Origin of the sequence: Pseudomonas sp. GM78, assembly GCF_000282475.1 — a bacterium.
Classification (GTDB): Bacteria; Pseudomonadota; Gammaproteobacteria; order Pseudomonadales; family Pseudomonadaceae; genus Aquipseudomonas.
This window is the reverse complement of the sequence record NZ_AKJF01000009.1, coordinates 18439-37093: the sequence shown is the minus strand read 5'-3', so window position 1 is coordinate 37093 and position 18655 is coordinate 18439. Positions and strand designations below refer to the sequence as shown.

At 61.2% G+C, this 18655-nt stretch carries 14 protein-coding genes; 11 read left to right on the top strand and 3 right to left on the bottom strand.

What is annotated here, in order from left to right:
* Positions 1–2: 2 nt before the first annotated feature.
* The 8 genes from PMI35_RS30895 to PMI35_RS30930 are packed head-to-tail and all read left to right on the top strand — an operon-like array spanning position 3 to position 9336.
* Entirely contained in the window at positions 3–1040 is a 1038-nt protein-coding gene (locus PMI35_RS30895) for a hypothetical protein (RefSeq protein WP_008054639.1), read from the top strand.
* Positions 1040–3031, top strand: coding sequence for a vWA domain-containing protein (locus tag PMI35_RS30900; RefSeq protein WP_032831250.1), 1992 nt, complete (start codon positions 1040–1042; stop codon positions 3029–3031). Before PMI35_RS30895 ends, PMI35_RS30900 begins: the two co-directional genes overlap by 1 nt.
* A gap of 10 nt (positions 3032–3041) precedes the next feature.
* Positions 3042–3743, top strand: a complete 702-nt coding sequence (locus PMI35_RS30905) for an ABC transporter ATP-binding protein (protein ID WP_008054637.1) — start codon at positions 3042–3044, stop codon at positions 3741–3743.
* Positions 3727–4950, top strand: coding sequence for an ABC transporter permease (locus tag PMI35_RS30910; protein WP_008054636.1), 1224 nt, complete (start codon positions 3727–3729; stop codon positions 4948–4950). Before PMI35_RS30905 ends, PMI35_RS30910 begins: the two co-directional genes overlap by 17 nt.
* Positions 4940–6484 carry an SUMF1/EgtB/PvdO family nonheme iron enzyme gene (locus PMI35_RS30915; RefSeq protein ID WP_008054635.1) on the top strand — a complete coding sequence of 515 codons (1545 nt, stop codon included), beginning with the start codon at positions 4940–4942 and terminating at the stop codon, positions 6482–6484. Before PMI35_RS30910 ends, PMI35_RS30915 begins: the two co-directional genes overlap by 11 nt.
* A gap of 34 nt (positions 6485–6518) precedes the next feature.
* Complete coding sequence (locus PMI35_RS30920; protein WP_008054633.1) at positions 6519–7256, top strand: hypothetical protein; 738 nt, start codon at positions 6519–6521, stop codon at positions 7254–7256.
* A gap of 4 nt (positions 7257–7260) precedes the next feature.
* The gene (locus PMI35_RS30925) at positions 7261–7767 is read left to right on the top strand and encodes a hypothetical protein (RefSeq protein WP_008054632.1); all 507 of its coding nucleotides are present in this window, start codon (positions 7261–7263) and stop codon (positions 7765–7767) included.
* Positions 7768–7824: 57 nt separating this feature from the next.
* Positions 7825–9336 (top strand): vWA domain-containing protein, encoded by a 1512-nt coding sequence (locus tag PMI35_RS30930; RefSeq protein ID WP_008054631.1) that lies wholly within the window; start codon positions 7825–7827, stop codon positions 9334–9336.
* Here PMI35_RS30930 and PMI35_RS30935 read toward each other — a convergent pair.
* Positions 9333–10274 (bottom strand): LysR substrate-binding domain-containing protein, encoded by a 942-nt coding sequence (locus tag PMI35_RS30935; RefSeq protein ID WP_008054630.1) that lies wholly within the window; start codon positions 10272–10274, stop codon positions 9333–9335. The two genes, PMI35_RS30930 and PMI35_RS30935, sit on opposite strands and share 4 nt — an antisense overlap.
* 157 nt (positions 10275–10431) lie before the next feature.
* Between PMI35_RS30935 and PMI35_RS30940 the strand changes: the two genes are divergently transcribed.
* A complete protein-coding gene (locus tag PMI35_RS30940; protein ID WP_008054629.1) occupies positions 10432–11820 on the top strand; it encodes a NorM family multidrug efflux MATE transporter in 1389 nt (462 codons plus the stop codon).
* A 116-nt stretch (positions 11821–11936) separates the two neighbouring features.
* Here PMI35_RS30940 and PMI35_RS30945 read toward each other — a convergent pair whose 3' ends face one another.
* Positions 11937–13610, bottom strand: coding sequence for a putative bifunctional diguanylate cyclase/phosphodiesterase (locus PMI35_RS30945; RefSeq protein WP_008054628.1), 1674 nt, complete (start codon positions 13608–13610; stop codon positions 11937–11939).
* A gap of 254 nt (positions 13611–13864) precedes the next feature.
* Here PMI35_RS30945 and rep point away from each other — a divergent pair, with 254 nt between their 5' ends.
* A complete protein-coding gene (gene rep / locus PMI35_RS30950; protein WP_008054626.1) occupies positions 13865–15874 on the top strand; it encodes a DNA helicase Rep in 2010 nt (669 codons plus the stop codon).
* Between the two features lie 56 nt (positions 15875–15930).
* Positions 15931–16503: a xanthine phosphoribosyltransferase gene (locus tag PMI35_RS30955; RefSeq protein ID WP_007934646.1), complete on the top strand. Its 573-nt coding sequence runs from the start codon at positions 15931–15933 to the stop codon at positions 16501–16503.
* Between the two features lie 113 nt (positions 16504–16616).
* Here the strand turns inward: PMI35_RS30955 and PMI35_RS30960 are convergent, their stop codons facing one another.
* Complete coding sequence (locus PMI35_RS30960; RefSeq protein ID WP_008054619.1) at positions 16617–18539, bottom strand: acetyl-CoA hydrolase/transferase C-terminal domain-containing protein; 1923 nt, start codon at positions 18537–18539, stop codon at positions 16617–16619.
* Positions 18540–18655 lie beyond the last annotated feature (116 nt).

Here is an 18655-nt window from a genome sequence, read left to right as displayed (position 1 = left end):
CAATGCCAATTCGTGTCGACCTGCTCGCGTTAGAGCCCAATGTGCCTGGCCAGGCCCGCCTCACTGTGAAGAAATGGCAGGGTGGCGAGGAACAGCTGGAGTTTTCCATTCAGCGCAACCAGGACGGTTTTTACCTTCAGGACCAAAAGGCCTGGAGCAACAATCCATTCTGGTTCAAGGTCTCGCGTTTCAACCTCTCGGCCGACGGCGAAGCTTTGGAGACGCAGGTCGGTCCGGACGTGGTCGACCCGCTGCTGGAAGGCGTCGCCAACTCGCAATTCCAGATCGAACTGCGCGAACAGAGCCACGGTCATGCCGATAAAGGCGTGGTTCGCCCTGGCGTTGGTTTGCTGCCGTCCACGGCCGGTGGCCAGACACGTTCGACTTACGGCAGTGCCGAATTGACGGCGCCGAGCGCACCGGCACCGGAACCAGAGATCCCGGAGATCCCGGACCTGCCTGAACTGACCCTGTCCACCGCCGAGCCAGAACTGGAGTTGGAGTCGGTGCACACCGAGCCTGCCTATTCGCCTCCTCCCGCACCGGTTAAAAAAAGCAACAAAGGCCTGATCGGTCTGTTGATTGTGGTGTTGCTGCTGGCGGCAGGCGCCGGATTCTGGTTCTACAAACGCACCCCGGCCCCTGCGGTTGCCACCACTGCCACCGCCCCCGTCGCACCTGCCGGCGCCGACGCTCAAGCCTGCACCCTCGACAGCATGAACAGCCTGCCCGAGCTGACCTTCGTCCAGACCTGCATCAAGGCGGCGCCCGACAGTGCCAAATTGCTGGAGATCATCAACCAGGCCAAGGCCAGCAAGCACTGCGGCGTCGCCCAGCGCCTGTACGCCAACCGTGCCCAGGCCGGTGACGCGCTGATCGCCAACGCCTATGCCCGTGAATACGACCCTAAATACCTCAAGGCCAGCGAGTGCTTCCCGACTGCGGACAACGCCACCGCCGCCTACTGGTACGAAACCATCCTGACCCAGGACCCGAACAACGCCGAAGCCAAGCAGCGCTTCGAGGAGTTGCAGAAGTGATGCGTTCGCCCCTGAGTCGATTCCTGCTGAGCGGTGCCGCATTACTGGCGCTGTGCATCAGCCCGCTGTCCCAGGCCGATGACAAACCGCTGATCCAGGCCGGTAAAAAGACCCTGTTCCAACGCGTGCTGACCACGCCGGGCTGCAAAGTCAGCCCGACGGCGGGCGGTGCGGCAGGCGACGCACCGCCCGTCTTCAGCCGCTTTTATGTGTACGAGCGCGCCCAGGCGAACAACGCCGAGTGGCTGAAAGTCGGCCCCGACAGCTACGGCAAAACCATTGGCTGGCTGCCTGCCAGCTGCACCACCGACTGGAAGATGCAACTGACGCTGGCCTTCACCAACCCGGCCAACCGCGACCGGCTGCTGTTTTTCAAGGACCGCGCCACCGTCGAGGGCATTCTTGATGCGCCGGACCCGGTCAGCAAAGTGGCGCCGCTGCGGGCCACGCTGAAAAAGGGCCAGCAAGCACCCGGCGTGCTGGCTGAAGAACCTGAATACTTCGTCGACCTGCAAAAGCAGTTCTACCTGCTGCCGGTGCTCAGTGGCGAAGAAGTCATGACCGAAAGCGGTTTCCGCACGCGCCTGCTCAACGTCGCTTCCGTCAGCAAGCCGGATGACAAGAACGCCAAGGGCGGTGCTGCAGGCAGCGCTGCAGGCAGCAAGGAAGCCGAAGACAAAAAGGCCAACCAACTGAAGGAATTCAGTGCGGCCGTGGTATTTGTCATCGACTCGACGATCTCGATGGACCCCTACATCGACCGCACCCGCGAGGCGATCCGCAAGGTTTACCAGAAGATCGAAGCGCAGAACCTCGGCAAGCAGGTCAAGTTCGGCCTGGTAGCTTTCCGCTCCAACACCCAGGCGGTGCCGGGGCTGGAATACACCACCAAGATGTACGCCGACCCTACCAAGGTGAAAGACAGCGCCGACTTTTTCGCAAAGATTGCCGACCTCAAACAGGCCACCGTGTCGAGCAGCAGCTTCGATGAAGACTCGTTTGCCGGCGTCATGGAGAGCATCGACAAGGTCGACTGGAACCAGTTCGGCGCACGCTACGTGGTGCTGATCACCGATGCGGGCGCCATCGAAGGTGACGACAAGCTGTCCAAGACCGGCTTGAGCGCTGCACAGGTGCGTATTGAAGCCGCCAACCCGGGCGTGGCGATTTACACCCTGCACCTGAAAACCCCGGCCGGAGCCAAGGACCACGCGAAGGCCGAGGCGCAATACAAGGACCTGTCGACCTACCCGGGCACCAACACTTCGCTGTACTACCCGGTGAACGCTGGCGACGTGCAGGAATTCGGGCGCAAGGTTGACGCACTGGCCGCAGCGATCACTACACAAGTCAAAGCGGCCTATATGGGCGAAGACGCCATCGGCAGTGCGGCGTACGCCAAGCAGGACCCGGCCGATAAAAAAATGCTCGAAGACGCGGCGCTGATCGGCCACGCCATGCAACTGGCCTATCTCGGCGAGAAGACCAACAGCAAAGCACCGCCAGTGTTCAAGGCATGGATCACCGACCGCGACCTGATCAAGCAGAACATCCCGACCACCGACGTGCGGGTGCTGCTGACCAAGTCACAGCTCAGCGACTTGAGCGACGTGATGAAGCAGATTCTCGATGCTGCCAACGAAGGCCTGATTTCGCCGACAGACATGTTCAATCGCCTGCGCTCGGTGGCGGCGACCATGGGCGCCGATCCCAATCAGCTCAAGCAGAACAGCAATGCCAAGCTGGCGGACATGGGCGTCCTCGGTGAATACCTCGAAGACCTGCCTTATCAGAGTGAAGTGCTGAACCTGGATGAAGAGACCTGGAAGAGCTGGGATGGCCTGGCACAGGAAAAATTCATCCGCACGCTGAACACCAAACTGCGGCATTACCAGCGTTACAACGCCGATGTCGATCGTTGGGTCGCTTTAGCCAAAGACAGCGATGCGCGGGACAACGTCTACCCCGTACCGCTGGAAATGATGCCTTAACGAGACGCCCATGCTCGATATCAAGAACCTGCTGGTGCGCCGTGGTGAAGGCGCACAGGCTCATCATGTGCGACTGCCGCAGTTGCAGGTCGGCGCTGGGGAAATCCTCGCCATCACCGGTGAGAGCGGCAGCGGCAAAAGCACGTTGCTCGAAGCCATCGGCCTGTTGCTCGCGCCGGTGGAACTCGAGCGCTTTCGGCTGGGCCCGACGCACGCCCAGGATATCGCCCAACTGCTCGCCACGGACGACCAGCCTGCTCTGGCAGCGGTGCGTTCACGGCACTTGGGATTCATTTTGCAGAGCGGTGGCTTGCTGCCGTTCCTGAGCGTGCGCGACAACATCAGCCTGCCGCGCCGTTTGCTCGGAATGCCGGCCAGGAGCGATCACATCGACCACGCGGTTGACGTGTTGCGCCTGCAAGGGTTGCTGGATAAACAACCTCAGGCCTTGTCGATCGGCGAACGCCAGCGCGTTGCCTGCGTTCGGGCAATTGCCCATGAACCGCTGCTGCTGTTGGCCGACGAGCCAACCGCCGCGCTCGACCCTCACGGTGCACGGCGTTTGTTCGAGTTGCTCCTGAGCCTGGTGTCGAGCATGGGCCTGAGTGCGCTCGTTGTGTCCCATGATTGGGCCTTGCTGAAGGATTTCGGCTTGCCGCGACTCGGCGCTATCAGCCATCAAGGGGAGACGCTGTTTGAACCGATGGACTGATCGCTTGTGCCTGCTGGGCTCACTGGCACTGCAAGACCTGTGGCACGACCGCAAGGTCTCGCTGTGTATCGCCGCCTCCCTGGTGGCGGTCATCGCGCCGTTGTTGTTGCTGTTCGGGCTCAAGCATGGGGTGGTCAGCCAACTGCAGGACGAACTGCTGCGCGACCCGCGCAACCTTGAAGTGAAGATGCTCAGCAACGGCAACTACGACTCGGCCTGGATCGAGCGTTTGCGCCAACGCCCCGAGACCGGTTTTGCCCTCGGCCAGACCCGCTCGCTCAATACCCAGGCTGACCTGCTGATCGGCATGCAACGGTTTGTCGAAGGCGCGGAAATCATCGCCACCGAGCCCGGCGACCCACAATTGAACCTGGCGTCACTCAACCCCGTCGGCAATCAAGTGATCCTCAGCGCCAGCGCAGCGCAGCGCCTGCAAGCCAAGGCCGGTGACAGCGTGCAGCTGCGGGCCTTGCGCCGCCTGGAGGGTGTCAATGAACGTGGCGAAATGACGCTGACGGTACTGGCCGTGCTCGACGGTGCCCGCTTCGGTCGCGCTGCCGGGTTTGTCGCCCCGCCGCTGTTGCTGGCTCTGGAGCGCTTTCGCGACGGTTATCAGGTCAGTGAGTTCGGCATTACCACCGGCAAGCCTCAGGATAACCTGCAACCGCTGTATGCCCGCGCCCGAGTGTATGCGCGTGACATCGATCAAGTCGCGCCGCTGGAACACTGGCTCAACGAACAACACATCGAAACGTCGAGCCAACTGGCCGACATCGACAACGTCAAAGCCATCAACCATGTGCTGGGGTTGATCTTCGGTGTGATCGCCATCGCGGCGCTGATCGGCTGCGTGGCGTCCATGGTTGGCGCGTTCCTGGCCAACATCGATCGTAAACGCAAAAGCCTGGCAGTCCTGCGCCTGCTGGGTTTCAAGCGCAGGTCCGTCGGCGGTTTCGTGGTCCTGCAGGCGCTGGTGCTGAGTCTGGCCGGCTACGTGGGCGGGCTGGGGTCTTATGCCGTGGGCAGTCATTTGTTCGACTACCTGCTCGGTGGCAGCCAGGCCACCGGCACCTTCGTTTGCCACATCACCGTCTGGCATGGCGTCGCCGCCCTGCTCCTGACCTTCCTGGTCGCTGCATTGGTGGCCATGATCGGCGCCCTGCGAGCCATCAACATCCAACCTGCGGAGAGTCTGCGTGAGCTATAAACGTTTTGGCTTGCTGTTGCCCCTGAGCCTCGGCTACTTGCTCGACGCCTCGGCGGCGGGCTGGGAAGAGAAGTATTACAACCCAATGCCCGAGGCTGGCGATGTCGTGCTGCCGATGCCCTGCGACGGTTCGATGGTGTTTCGCAAGGTGTTCATTCCGGTCGCAGGCCCCCTGGATGACTACCCGATCAACATCGGTCAGGACGGCGCGGAATACGGCTATGTCGAGCAGACCCGCCCGACCTTTATCGCCGGCAGTTTTACCGGGGCCAAGAACGACAAGTCCCGCTACTACCTGATGGCCAAGTACGAGATGAGTCAGTTGCAATACGCCGCACTGACCGAAGCGACCTGCCCCACCGCCGCCACCAAGCTGCGCTTGCCGCAAACGGCGGTGAGCTGGGTGCAAGCCATCGACGCCGCCGACAAGTACAACCTGTGGCTGCGCAAAAACGCCGCCGGCAAGCTGCCAAAGGAGGACGGCGCCTTGGGTTTCCTGCGCCTGCCGACCGAGGTCGAATGGGAGTTCGCCGCGCGCGGCGGGCTGGAAGTCGGTGCTGCTGAATTCCGCGACACGCACTACCCGATGCCAGAAGGCATCAACGCCTACGAGTGGTTCGCCGGGGCGCAATCGTCCAATGGCAAAGTGCAATTGACCGGCCTGCAAAAGCCCAACCCGCTAGGCCTGCATGACATGCTCGGTAACGTCGACGAAATGATGTTCGAGCCGTTTCGCCTGAACAAACTCGACCGCCAGCACGGTCAGGCCGGTGGCTACGTCGTCCGTGGCGGAAACTACCTGACCGCGCAGGCCGACCTGCACACTGCATTACGTAAGGAAGAACCGTATTACAATGCCGAAGGCCAGGTGAAAAACAAGACCACCGGCCTGCGACTGGTACTGGTCTCCCCGACCCTCACCTCTCGCGAGCGAGTCGCCAGCATCGAGAGCAGCTGGAAGAAACTCGGCACCGGCAGCCAGGAACCCGAATCCGCCGACAAAGGCACCGTGCAATCGCTGAACAGCCTCGCCTCGGGCGTCGAAGACAAAGCGCTCAAGGAAAAGCTCCAGGCCCTCGAGAACCAGCTGCGCGCGAGTAACCAGCAGCAGGAAGAAACCCGCGACCAGGCGATCCGCGCCAGCCTCAACCTGGGTGCGTTCCTGTGCACCAAGATGCTCGACGACGGCCAGTACGTGGACTTCCTGCAAAAGAACTACAAGCTCAATTGCGAAGGTGCGGACAAAGACGCCAGTTGCGACATGCGTAAAGGCAAGCTCGAGGAGCAAAAGGACCGCCTGCACAAACTCAGCCGTTACTACGCCAGCAGCCTGGTGGAGTCGGCTACCTTGTACGGCCAGCCACTGCTTGAAACGCAAGTCCCGGTGATGGAAGAAATCATCACCCGCAACAAGCAGCTGCAAGACCTGAAACCTTACTTGCGCACGCACTGGGCCAATCAGAAAGCGTTCCTGCAAAAGCAAAAAATCGACACTGCAGCCTGGCTGAACAGCTGCAAAACCGTCACTCAATAACAACGCGTCAACACCGTTACGTAGGAGTTTCACCATGTCGCGCAGCCTTTGGACTCGCTTCAAACTACAGATCGCTTTCGTAGTCGCCAGCAGCCTGCTAATGACCGGTTGCGCCAACACTGGCAGTTCCATGCTCGGCGATGGCGAAGGTGAAGGTCCCGACCCGCGCCTGACCCAGGGCAATGACGCAGAGTTCTTCAGCAAGTCCGGATACCAGGCCTGCGCCGTCGGCGCTGGTGTCGGCATCCTTGCTTGCGCGCTGTCCAACAGCAACAACAAAACCGTGTGCGTCATCGCCGCCGGTATTACCGCGTGTGGCGTGGCCATGGGCGCGAACTATTACCTGGATCAACGTCGCGCCCAATACGCCGACACCACCACCCGCCTGGCGAAGATGAACAGCGACGTCGAACAAGACACGCAGAACGTGATCGCCCGGACAGCGACCGCTCAGCAAGTGATCAATGATGACCGTGCGCAAATTGCCCAGATCAAAAAGGACATCGCCAACAAGAAAGTCGACAAGAACAGGGCCCAGGCGCAAATCGCCGGGATCGATTCGGACATCGCACGCCTGCGCAAAGACCTTGCCAACATGCGTACCAAAGTCACCGAGTACCGCAAGGTGGCAGATGCCGAGCGTTCACAAGGCTCCAGCGCCGAGATCCGGCAAGTGGAGATGAACATTCAGAGAATGAACCAGAAAGTCGTCAGCCTGCAGAAGGAAGTCGACGCCCTGTACAGCCAACGCTCCGCAATTACCCTGGGTTAAGCACATGACGCTACGACAACTGATGGTCATCACTGCCGTCCTGGCCCTGAGCGGCTGTGCGACCACGCCGGGCGAGTGCGATGCAACCAATCGCGACAGCAGCATGCTGACCAAGATGAACTGCGACTATTCCGGTGGTTACAGCGATCAGGTCAAGCAGAAGGAAGTGGCCCTGAGCGAGTCCCGAAAGCAAAACGCAATGTTCCGTCAGGTGTACGAGAACATTCAGGCCCAGCAGCTCAGCACCAAGGCCGATCTGGCCAGCCAGCAGAAATCCCAGGCGGCGCTGAATCAGTCGCTGACGCAATTGCTGAACTCGCTCAAGGCCCGGCGTGGCAATGAAGCCCAGGTGCAGAAGCAGATTGCCGACCTCGAGAAGCAGCTCAAGGCTACGCAAGTGGCGCCAACGGCCAAAGCATCGCCAGCGGCACTGGCGGCCAGGCAGCAAGAGCTGAAATCGTTGCAGAAGAAGGTCAATCAGCTGCAATTCAGCCTCGGCTACGAAGAGTAACTTTTCACCCCGCAGGGCATCCCGACGGATGCCTGCACTTTTTCAGGAATCGTCGTCATGCAGCGGGTCATCAGGGATGCGCAAGCCACATCGGAGGGGATGAGTGCACTGCAAGCCAAAGTCGCCCTCATCCAGAAACACTTTCCGCCGACCGTCGCCAGCCTGTTTGCCATCCCGCGGATGGGCAGTGGCGACGTTCTGGAATGGTGGACCGAACTGGGCGGCCAACCCACGCCTTATGCCGATCTCAACGAGGACGCGCAACGACGTTTGCTGCAAACCTATGAGGTGCGTCAGACGTCCCTCGGACAGCTGGCGGATGAACTGCAAAAACGCGGTCAAGCGACGGAAGCGGAGGACCTGCGCAGCCTGCTCGGCACGCCTGAGCTGGACAAACTCTACAGCCTCAACGGTGAGCCTTTGGTGGTGCGCTGGAACCAGCGTCCACCCAAACCGATCGTGCCACCGGTGATTCCGGTGGCACCGGTCGTACCACCGTCGCGGCGTGGCTGGTGGCTCGCGGCGGCCTTGCTCGCGCTGCTGTTGCTGCTTCTGGCGCTGTGGCTCTGGTGGTTCCTGCACCGTGAGCCGGTTGTCGTGGTTCCGCCTGTAGCGCCGGTGGTTACGCCAGCTGAGAAACCGGTTGAGAAGCCCGTTGAGAAGCCCGTTGAGAAGCCGGTTGAGCCTGTTCCCGCGCCAGTCGTGGAACCGGAACCGAAACCTGTTCCGCCACCAGAACCCACGCCAGAACCGGTACCGGTACCGGAACCCAAGCCGGTCCCGCCACCCAAACCGGCACCCGCTCCTGCACCGGAACCCAAGCCGACCCCGCCACCCAAACCGGTTCCACCACCCAAACCGGAAGTGGCGGCCCCGCCACCCGCCCCGACGCTGGACAACTTCGCATGCCGCAAAACGGCGCCGAAGTCAGAGGTCCCGCAGTTCGTGGTGGTGCTCGACACTTCAGGCTCGATGGATTTGAACATCAAGGCAGTGAAAGCCGACGAGGACTGGTTCTACGGTCCTGACCTCAACAAGCTCCTGGACCCGAACCGCACCATGCGGCTCACCGCCAGACCCAGCCGCATGGACGTCGCCAAGGAATCGCTGGCCGGCATGATCAACGGGCTGGACCCGAAGATCGACACACGCCTGATCACCTTCGCCGGCTGCGAAAGAACACCCGACCGGGGTATATATAAGTTCGGCGACCGCCCGCGGCTGATCAACGGGATTCGAGGCCTGGTGCCCGACGACGGCACACCGCTGGCCGACAGCCTGGCCCATGCGGCGAGTACCGTCGACGGGCGCAATAACGATGCGGTCATCGTGATGTTTGTCGACGGCGAAGACGGTTGCGGGCAGGACGTTTGCGCGGTTTCCCGTCGAATCGCCAGGGAACAACCGCGCCTTCGGGTCAACGTGGTGAAAATCGGTGCTGGCGGCCCGTCACGCTGTATCGCGGAAAACACCGGAGGTCGGATTTACAACAGCACCAATGCGGCTGAGCTGGGTAACCTGTTGAAACAGGCGAGCAAGGAAGTCTCCAGCAATGCCAAATGCAATTAGCGTGATGCTGAATTGAGGTGACCCAGGTGCTCGACCGCCGGTAGCTCCATGGCCCGAACCTCGCCCAGAAGGAAAACGCTGAGGCGGCGCAAACGCTCGCCTCCGGGGCGGGTTTTGGGCCAGACCAGGTAATAATTCTCACCGCTGGCGACCGCCGTCGGCCACGGCAAGCTCAGACGCCCTTGCGCAACGTCCTCAGCCACCATCAACAAATCACCCATGGACACCCCATAGCCTCGGGCGGCGGCGATCATCCCCAGCTCTAGCGTGTCGAACACCTGGCCGCCCTTGAGTGAAACTTGATCGGTCAGGCCCATGCGCTCCAGCCAACTGCGCCAGTCGCGACGGTCAGGCGTTGGGTGGAGCAGTTCGGTGCTGGCCAGGCGGGCGACGTCCCAAGGCTGATCGTTCAGAAGGTTAGGCGCGCCCACCGGAATCAGTTCCTCTGGAAATAACAACGTAGCCTCCCAGTCCGGCGGGAAATGCCCGTTGCTGAGGATCACGGCGCAATCGAACGGTTCCTGGTTGAAGTCCACCGAGTCGATGTCCATCCAGGCGCTGGTCAGCTGTACTTCATTGCCCGGTTGAAGGTGCCGAAAACGGCTGAGCCGCGCCAGCAACCAGCGCATAGTCAAGGTCGACGGGGCTTTCATGCGCAGGATGTCGTCTTCGGCGCGCAAGGTATTGCAGGCGCGCTCCAGGGCGGTGAAACCGTCACGAATGCCCGGCAGGATCAACCGCGCCGATTCGGTCAGCTGCAGATTACGACCACTGCGGTGAAACAGGCGGCAGGCAAAATGCTCTTCGAGGGTACGAATATGCCGACTGACTGCACTTTGGGTAATCGACAGTTCTTCCGCGGCCCGGGTAAACGACGTGTACCGCGCCGCCGCTTCGAATGCGCGCAGGGCATATAAAGGAGGAAGACGACGGGACATCAGGAAAGCTCCTACAGCAATTTTGAATACCCTAGCAGAAACTCTCCAGCATGAGTTTGAATCATGCTACCCATCCTTTTTATCCCTTTGTGCAATCGCCGTAGAGCGCCGAGAATCGACGCTTTCCAGTTCTCTTTGATAAACGAGCGTGATGACCATGCAGCATCCAGCGCGTATTGAACTCTGGGCCATCCTGCGGCTGGCGGGGCCGTTGATCGCCTCGCAGTTGGCGCACATGCTGATGGTCCTCACCGACACCCTGATGATGGCGCGCCTGAGTCCCGAGGCACTGGCCGGTGGTGGACTCGGCGCGGCGACCTATTCGTTCGTGTCGATTTTCTGCATCGGCGTGATCGCTGCGGTCGGTACGCTGGTGGCCATCCGCCAGGGTGCCGGCGATATTCTCGGCGCCACCCGGTTGACCCAGGCCGGGCTGTGGCTGGCATGGTTGATGGCGCTGGGCGCCGGCCTGCTGCTGTGGAACCTCAAGCCGGTACTGCTGCTGTTCGGCCAGACCGAAAGCAACGTCCAGTCGGCCGGTCAGTTCCTGATCTTCCTGCCGTTCGCCCTGCCCGGCTACCTGAGCTTCATGGCCCTGCGTGGCTTTACCAGCGCCATCGGCCGGGCAACGCCGGTCATGGTCATCAGCCTGGGCGGTACCGTCGCCAACTTCCTGCTGAATTACGCGTTGATCACCGGGATGTTTGGCTTGCCGAAACTGGGGCTGATGGGTATCGGCCTGGTCACGGCGATTGTCGCCAACCTGATGGCCCTGGCGCTGGCGTGGCACATTCGCCGGCACCCGGCCTACGACGCCTATCCACTGCGCCAAGGCTTGTCGCGGCTCAACCGCAAGTATCTGAAGGAACTGTGGCGCCTGGGCCTGCCGATTGGCGGCACCTACGCCGTGGAGGTCGGGCTGTTTGCCTTCGCTGCGTTGTGCATGGGCACCATGGGCAGCACGCAACTGGGGGCACACCAGATCGCCCTGCAAATCGTCTCGGTGGCGTTCATGGTGCCTGCGGGGATTTCCTACGCGATCACCATGCGCATCGGTCAGCATTACGGTGCCGGGCAGTTACTGGACGCACGGCTGGCCGGACGGGTCGGCATTGCCTTCGGAGCGGCGGCGATGCTGTGTTTCGCCATGGTCTTCTGGCTGTTGCCAAACCCGTTGGTCGGCCTGTTCCTCGACCACAACGACCCGGCGTTTGCCGATGTCATCAACCTCGCCGTGAGCTTGCTGGCGGTGGCGGCCTGGTTCGAGTTGTTCGACGGCGTGCAAACCATTGCCATGGGCTGCATTCGCGGGCTCAAGGACGCCAAGACCACGTTCCTCGTCGGCCTGGGTTGCTATTGGTTGATTGGCGCCCCGGCCGCCTGGTGGATGGCGTTCCACCTGGACTGGGGGCCAACGGGCGTCTGGTGGGGCCTGGCGCTGGGGCTGGCATTCGCGGCGGTGGCCCTGACGCTGGCGTTTGAGTGGAAGATGAAGCGGATGATTCGGCGGGAGCCTGCGACGGCACACAGTTTCGAGGCCGCCTAGCCCTGTAGGAGCGAGCGGGCGGCGTTCCGACTTGCCCGCGAATGGCATTACTCGGTGTTACTGATACACGGTGTAACGGCCTTCGCGGGCAAGCCACGCTCCTACAGGTTTCGCGTTTAAACGACGATTTCCAGCGGCGCCTGCTGATTGCCGTCAAACATCAGGTATTCCACCAGATCCGCCAACGGCAACGGCTTGCTGATCAAATACCCCTGCACCTGATCGCAATTGAACCCGCGCAACAGCTCCAGTTGCTCAGGTGTTTCCACGCCCTCGGCAACCACTTCCAGGTTGAGGTTGTGCGCCAGGTTGATCATCGCATGCACCAGTTGGCGGTTTTCCTGGCGCTGCTCCATGCCGCCGACAAAACTCTTGTCGATCTTCAGCAACGTGATTGGAAGGCTGTTGAGGTGCACGAAGGATGAAAAGCCGGTACCGAAGTCATCGAGGGAGAAGCGCACACCCAGGCGCCCAAGGGCATCCATGGTCTGCTTGACCAGGTCGCTGCGGCGCATGACCGCGGTTTCGGTCAGTTCGAATTCCAGCCATTGCGCTTCGACACCGCGCTCGCTGATCAACCGGCTCAGGGTCGAGAGCAACTGGCTGTCCTGAAACTGCCGGAACGACAGGTTGATCGCCATGTGCAACGGCGGCAAACCGAGTTCAAGCAACGCCTGCATATCGCGCAAGGCCCGGGAAATGACCCAGTAACCCAGCGGCACGATCAAACCGCTCTGCTCGGCCAGCGGCACGAACTCGCTCGGTGGCAGCAAGCCGCGCTCGGCATGACGCCAGCGCACCAAGGCTTCGAGGCCGACGATTTGCCCGTCTTCAAGGTTCATCCGGGGCTGGTAATGCAACTCCAGCTCATCGCGACGCAAGGCCCGGCGCAGTTCGGTCTCAAGGTCGGCGACGCTGCGGGCATTGCGGTTGATGCGTTCGTTGAAAATATGAAACGTACAGCCCTGGGTGCTCTTGGCCTGCTGCATGGCGATATGCGCGTGCCACATCAACGGGTCGGCGCCCGCCTGGGCCCGTGCATGGGCAATGCCCAGGCTGGAGCCGATCAGCAGGCTTTCGCCGTCGACCCAATAAGGCTCGGCCAGCGCTTCGGTGATGCGCTCGGCCATCCATTCCGCGCGTTGAGGCGCGCGGCGGGTGTCGATCAGCAAGGCGAACTCGTCGCTGCCCAGTCGCGCCAGTTGATCGCCGGCTTCGAGCTGGCCTTTGAGCCGCGCGACCACCTGCAGAATCAGGCGGTCACCGGCCTGGTGGCCAAGGGCATCGTTGGCGTAACGGAAGTTGTCGAGGTCAAGATGACCGAGGGCCAGGCCGCGTCCGTCGTTTTCCGCCAGCCGTGCCGTGAGCAGGGTCTGGAAACCCTGGCGGTTGGCGATGCCGGTCAGCGGATCTTGCTCGGCCAGGCGTTGCAGGGTGTTTTCCAGCAAGCCGCGTTCACGCACATGGCGCAGGCAACGGCGCAGCATGCCCGGGTCGAGATGATCGCGTACCAGCCAGTCGCTGACGCCATCGGGCGGGATCAGGGGCTCATGCTCGAGCAGCAACACCGTCGGCAGGCAGCAACGGCCCGGCGCCGGCTGGAGAGCCGGGATCGTCAACAACACCGCACTGCGGCTGTCTTCGAACAGACTGCTGACCGACTCCCAGCTCGGCGCGCTGATGAGCACGGCCGAGCTCCCCATCGGAGCCAGACACTCGCGCAACAACGCTGCCCACGCTGGCTCTTCGGCCAATAGCAGCAAACGCAAGGGTTCGACAGGCGTAGACAAGCTAGCTCCCTAGACTCTGCAAAGATGTAGGCGCCGGCATTATGCCGCGCCGATCCCTGATGACCAATGGACATCCGAGGCCTTTGTATCCGGAATTACGAACATTAGACGCGATTTTGTTGTGCATCCTGCGTGAAAGTAACAAAACCGGCAAATACAGATCGCGTTATACGTCACAAGTCGGAGAGAGCAGCACAATTCGCTGAGCCTGTTAAAATGCCGGCCCATTTCGTGACTGACTCCTGAATTTACCTATGTCCCGACTCAATCCCCGGCAGCAAGAAGCCGTGAGCTACGTCGGCGGCCCTCTTTTGGTGCTCGCCGGTGCAGGCTCCGGCAAGACCAGCGTGATCACCCGAAAGATTGCCCACCTGATCCAGAACTGCGGCATCCGCGCCCAGTACATCGTCGCCATGACCTTCACCAACAAGGCCGCGCGCGAGATGAAGGAGCGGGTCGGCACCCTGCTGCGCGCCGGTGAAGGCCGCGGCCTGACGGTCTGCACTTTCCATAACCTGGGCCTGAACATCATCCGCAAGGAACACGTGCGGCTGGGCTACAAACCCGGTTTCTCGATTTTCGACGAGACCGACGTCAAGGCCCTGATGACCGACATCATGCAGAAGGAATACTCGGGCGACGACGGCGTCGACGAGATCAAGAACATGATCGGCGCCTGGAAAAACGACCTGATCCTGCCGGCCCAGGCCCTGGAAAACGCGCGCAACCCCAAGGAGCAGACTGCCGCCATCGTCTACACCCACTACCAGCGCACGCTCAAGGCGTTCAACGCAGTGGACTTCGACGACCTGATCCTGCTGCCGGTGAAGCTGTTCGAAGAGCACGCCGACATTCTGGAAAAGTGGCAGAACAAGGTGCGTTACCTGCTGGTGGACGAATACCAGGACACTAACGCCAGCCAGTACTTGCTGGTGAAGATGCTGATCGGCAAACGCAATCAGTTCACCGTGGTAGGCGACGACGACCAGTCGATCTACGCCTGGCGCGGCGCCCGGCCGGAAAACCTGATGCTGCTCAAGGACGACTATCCGTCCCTGAAAGTGGTGATGCTGGAGCAGAACTACCGCTCCACCAGCCGCATCCTGCGCTGTGCCAACGTACTGATTTCGAACAACCCCCACGAATTCGAAAAGCAGCTGTGGAGTGAAATGGGCCACGGCGACGAGATCCGGGTGATCCGCTGCCGCAACGAAGACGCCGAAGCCGAGCGCGTGGCCGTGGAAATCCTCAGCCTGCACTTGCGCACCGACCGGCCTTACAGCGATTTCGCGATCCTGTACCGGGGTAACTATCAGGCCAAGTTGATCGAACTGAAGTTGCAGCATCATCAGGTTCCCTATCGCCTGTCCGGCGGCAACAGCTTCTTCGGGCGCCAGGAAGTGAAAGACCTGATGGCCTACTTCCGCCTGATCGTGAACCCGGACGACGACAACGCCTTCCTGCGCGTGATCAACGTCCCACGGCGCGAGATCGGTTCGACTACGTTGGAGAAACTGGGCAACTACGCCACCGAGCGAAAAATCTCGATGTATGCCGCCACCGACGAGATCGGCCTGGGCGAGCATCTGGACAGCCGCTTCACCGATCGCCTGTCACGCTTCAAGCGGTTCATGGACAAGGTTCGCGAGCAGTGCGCCGGCGAAGACCCGATCTCGGCCCTGCGCAGCATGGTCATGGACATCGACTACGAGAACTGGCTGCGCACCAACAGCTCCAGCGACAAGGCCGCCGATTACCGCATGGGCAACGTGTGGTTCCTGATCGAAGCGTTGAAAAACACGCTCGAGAAGGATGAAGAAGGTGAGATGACCGTCGAGGACGCCATTGGCAAACTGGTGCTGCGCGATATGCTCGAGCGCCAGCAGGAAGAGGAAGAAGGTGCCGAAGGCGTGCAGATGATGACCTTGCACGCCTCCAAGGGCCTGGAATTCCCCTACGTGTTCATCATGGGCATGGAAGAGGAAATCCTTCCGCACCGCTCCAGCATCGAAGCCGACACCATCGAAGAGGAGCGCCGCCTGGCCTACGTGGGCATTACCCGCGCACGTCAGACCCTGGCCTTCACCTTTGCCGCCAAGCGCAAGCAATACGGCGAGATCATCGACTGCGCACCGAGCCGCTTCCTCGATGAACTGCCGCCGGACGACCTGGCCTGGGAAGGCAACGACGACACACCGACCGAAGTCAAAGCCGTGCGTGGCAATAGCGCATTGGCGGATATACGCGCGATGTTAAAGCGCTAGAATTGACCACTTTATTTAGACCTTCGGCGCAAAAGGCGCCAAAAGAGGACAGCTTCATGGAAGCCCTGCACAAGAAAATCCGCGAAGAAGGCATCGTGCTTTCCGATCAGGTCCTGAAAGTCGACGCCTTTCTGAACCACCAGATCGACCCGGCCCTGATGAAGCTGATCGGCGATGAATTCGCCACGCTGTTCAAGGATTCGGGCATCACCAAGATCGTCACCATTGAAGCATCGGGCATTGCGCCGGCGATCATGACTGGCCTGAACCTTGGTGTGCCGGTGATTTTCGCTCGCAAGCATCAATCCCTGACCCTGACTGAAAACCTGCTGTCGGCGACCGTTTACTCGTTCACCAAGCAGACAGAAAGCACCGTGGCGATTTCTCCGCGCCACCTGACCAGCAGCGACCGCGTGCTGATCATCGATGACTTCCTGGCTAACGGTAAGGCGTCCCAGGCGCTGATCTCGATCATCAAGCAAGCCGGCGCCACCGTGGCCGGCCTGGGGATCGTGATCGAGAAGTCGTTCCAGGGCGGTCGTGCGGAGCTCGATGCCCAGGGTTATCGTGTTGAGTCGCTGGCGCGGGTGCAATCGCTGAAGGATGGCGTTGTAACCTTCATCGAATAACCCCCTGTGGGAGCCAGCCTGCTGGCGATGGCGTTGTGTCAGTCAACATCTTCCTGACTGGCAGATAGCAATCGCCAGCAGGCTGGCTCCCACAGTTGTTTTGGGTGTTGGCGTTATTGCGCGGTGGCCTTCAGGCCGGTTAGCAGCAACCGCTGAAACAGGTCTTCTTTCAAACCATCCGGGCTGGTCAGTTGCATGCGCTCCAGATGTTCCGGATACGAAGAAGGCTCCGGTGCATCCAGCGCAGCCTTGCCCAGCTCCAGCACTTCGCTCAGCTTGAACTTGCTCTTCAACCAGTTCAGCGCCCGCAACACATCCCGCTCCACCTCCGTGAAATCACAACCCAGCGGATACTCCGGAAACAACGGCGAATGCCGCGCCTGAATCGCCTGCAAGCGCTGTGGTGTGTTGTCGGTGAAACGCGGATCCAGATGGAAACCCTTCGGCAACTTGCCAACCTTCTGTGCCTGCTCGATCAAGCCCGGCTGAAAACGCGAGTCGCTGATGTTCAAAAGGGCCTCGATCACCGCCGCGTCCGTCTTGCCGCGAAGATCGGCGATGCCGTACTCGGTGACCACGATGTCGCGCAGGTGTCGCGGGATGGTGCAATGACCGTACTCCCAGACAATGTTGGAGCTGACGTCACCGCCCGACTCCCGCCAACTACGCAGCAGCAACACCGACCGTGCGCCTTCCAGCGCATGCCCCTGGGCAACGAAGTTGTACTGCCCGCCTACACCGCTGAGCACGCGACCGTCCTCCAGCTGATCTGCCACACCGGCGCCTAGCAGGGTTACGGTAAACGCGGTATTGATAAATCGTGCGTCGAGCCGCTGCAGGCGCTTGAGCTCTTCCTGCCCGTACAGCTCATTGATGTAGCTGATGCGGGTCATGTTGAATTCGAGCCGCTTGCTCTGCGGCAACTCGCGCAGGCGCTGATAGAAACTACGCGGGCCGAGGAAGAAGCCGCCATGCACCGAAATGCCGTCGGTTTGCGCCGCTTCGTCGAGGGTGCCGGCATTCGCTTGCTGCTGGGTCGGCACATCCGGGTACACCTTGCGCCGCACGATCCCGGCATCGGCCAGCACCAGCAAGCCGTTGACGAACATTTCGCTACAGCCGTACAGGCCCTTGGCGAACGGTTCGATGCCACCCTCGCGCTCGATCAGTCGTGCCCATTGGCCGAGATCCAGGTCGCTCAGCAAAGCCTGGTAAGCGTCGTTGTCGGCCTGACGCGCCAGCAATGCAGCGGTCAGCGCATCGCCCATGGAACCGATGCCGATCTGCAGGGTGCCGCCATCACGCACCAGCGTACTGGCGTGCAGGCCAATGAAGTGATCCTGCAAACCCACCGGCATGTTCGGCGTGGAAAAAAGCGTGGTGCTGTCTTTCTCGTCGATCAGCAGGTCGAAGGTGTCGATGCCGACTTCAGCGTCACCGGGCATGTAGGGCAAATCGTCGTGCACCTGGCCGACCATCAGGATCGTCTCCCCGGCCGCCCGGCGCCTGGCGATCATCGGCAGCAGGTCGAGGGTGATGTCCGGGTTGCAGCTCAGGCTCAGGCGATCGGGGTGTTCGGCATGGCTGGCCACCCGTTGCGCGACCAGGTTCAACCCGGCGGCGTTGATGTCCCGGGCGGCATGGCTGTAGTTGCTGCTGACGTAATCCTGCTGGGCCGAGGCGCTGTTGAGCAGGCTGCCCGGCTGCATGAAAAACTGCTGGATGTGAATGTTGGCCGGCAGGTTATCGCGCTGCAGGGCGGCGAGAAAATCCAGTTCCGGATAATCGCCAAAGACCCGTTCGATAAAGGGCTCGAGAAAGCGCTTTTGCAATCCATCGCCCAAGGCGGGACGACCAAGGCACAGGGCGGTGTAGATCGTCAGTTGCCGCTGCGGCAATTGCGCGACACGTTGATACAGCGCGTTGACGAAGGGGTTGGGTTTACCCAGGCCCAAGGGCAGGCCCATGTGGATATGCGCCGGCAACCTCGCCAACACCTCATCGACCGCTTGCTCGATAGAACACAGCTGCACCATCCGATCCTCCCGTACATTCCATGAAGTGGGGTTGGACCGAGCTTGCCGGGTCTTTGCTGCAATGAACAGCCTCGGGCGGCAAATTGCAGGCACAAAAAAGCCGCTCGCAAGCGGCT

Bases quoted from the DNA above. Each gene is read 5' to 3' on its own strand.
- rep (WP_008054626.1), top strand. From the start codon at position 13,865: ATGTCCCGACTCAATCCCCGGCAGCAAGAAGCCGTGAGCTACGTCGGC.
- PMI35_RS30960 (WP_008054619.1), bottom strand. From the start codon at position 18,539: ATGGTGCAGCTGTGTTCTATCGAGCAAGCGGTCGATGAGGTGTTGGCG.
- PMI35_RS30935 (WP_008054630.1), bottom strand. From the start codon at position 10,274: ATGTCCCGTCGTCTTCCTCCTTTATATGCCCTGCGCGCATTCGAAGCG.
- PMI35_RS30925 (WP_008054632.1), top strand. From the start codon at position 7,261: ATGACGCTACGACAACTGATGGTCATCACTGCCGTCCTGGCCCTGAGC.
- PMI35_RS30955 (WP_007934646.1), top strand. From the start codon at position 15,931: ATGGAAGCCCTGCACAAGAAAATCCGCGAAGAAGGCATCGTGCTTTCC.
- PMI35_RS30920 (WP_008054633.1), top strand. From the start codon at position 6,519: ATGTCGCGCAGCCTTTGGACTCGCTTCAAACTACAGATCGCTTTCGTA.
- PMI35_RS30900 (WP_032831250.1), top strand. From the start codon at position 1,040: ATGCGTTCGCCCCTGAGTCGATTCCTGCTGAGCGGTGCCGCATTACTG.
- PMI35_RS30940 (WP_008054629.1), top strand. From the start codon at position 10,432: ATGCAGCATCCAGCGCGTATTGAACTCTGGGCCATCCTGCGGCTGGCG.
- PMI35_RS30930 (WP_008054631.1), top strand. From the start codon at position 7,825: ATGCAGCGGGTCATCAGGGATGCGCAAGCCACATCGGAGGGGATGAGT.
- PMI35_RS30905 (WP_008054637.1), top strand. From the start codon at position 3,042: ATGCTCGATATCAAGAACCTGCTGGTGCGCCGTGGTGAAGGCGCACAG.
- PMI35_RS30895 (WP_008054639.1), top strand. From the start codon at position 3: ATGCCAATTCGTGTCGACCTGCTCGCGTTAGAGCCCAATGTGCCTGGC.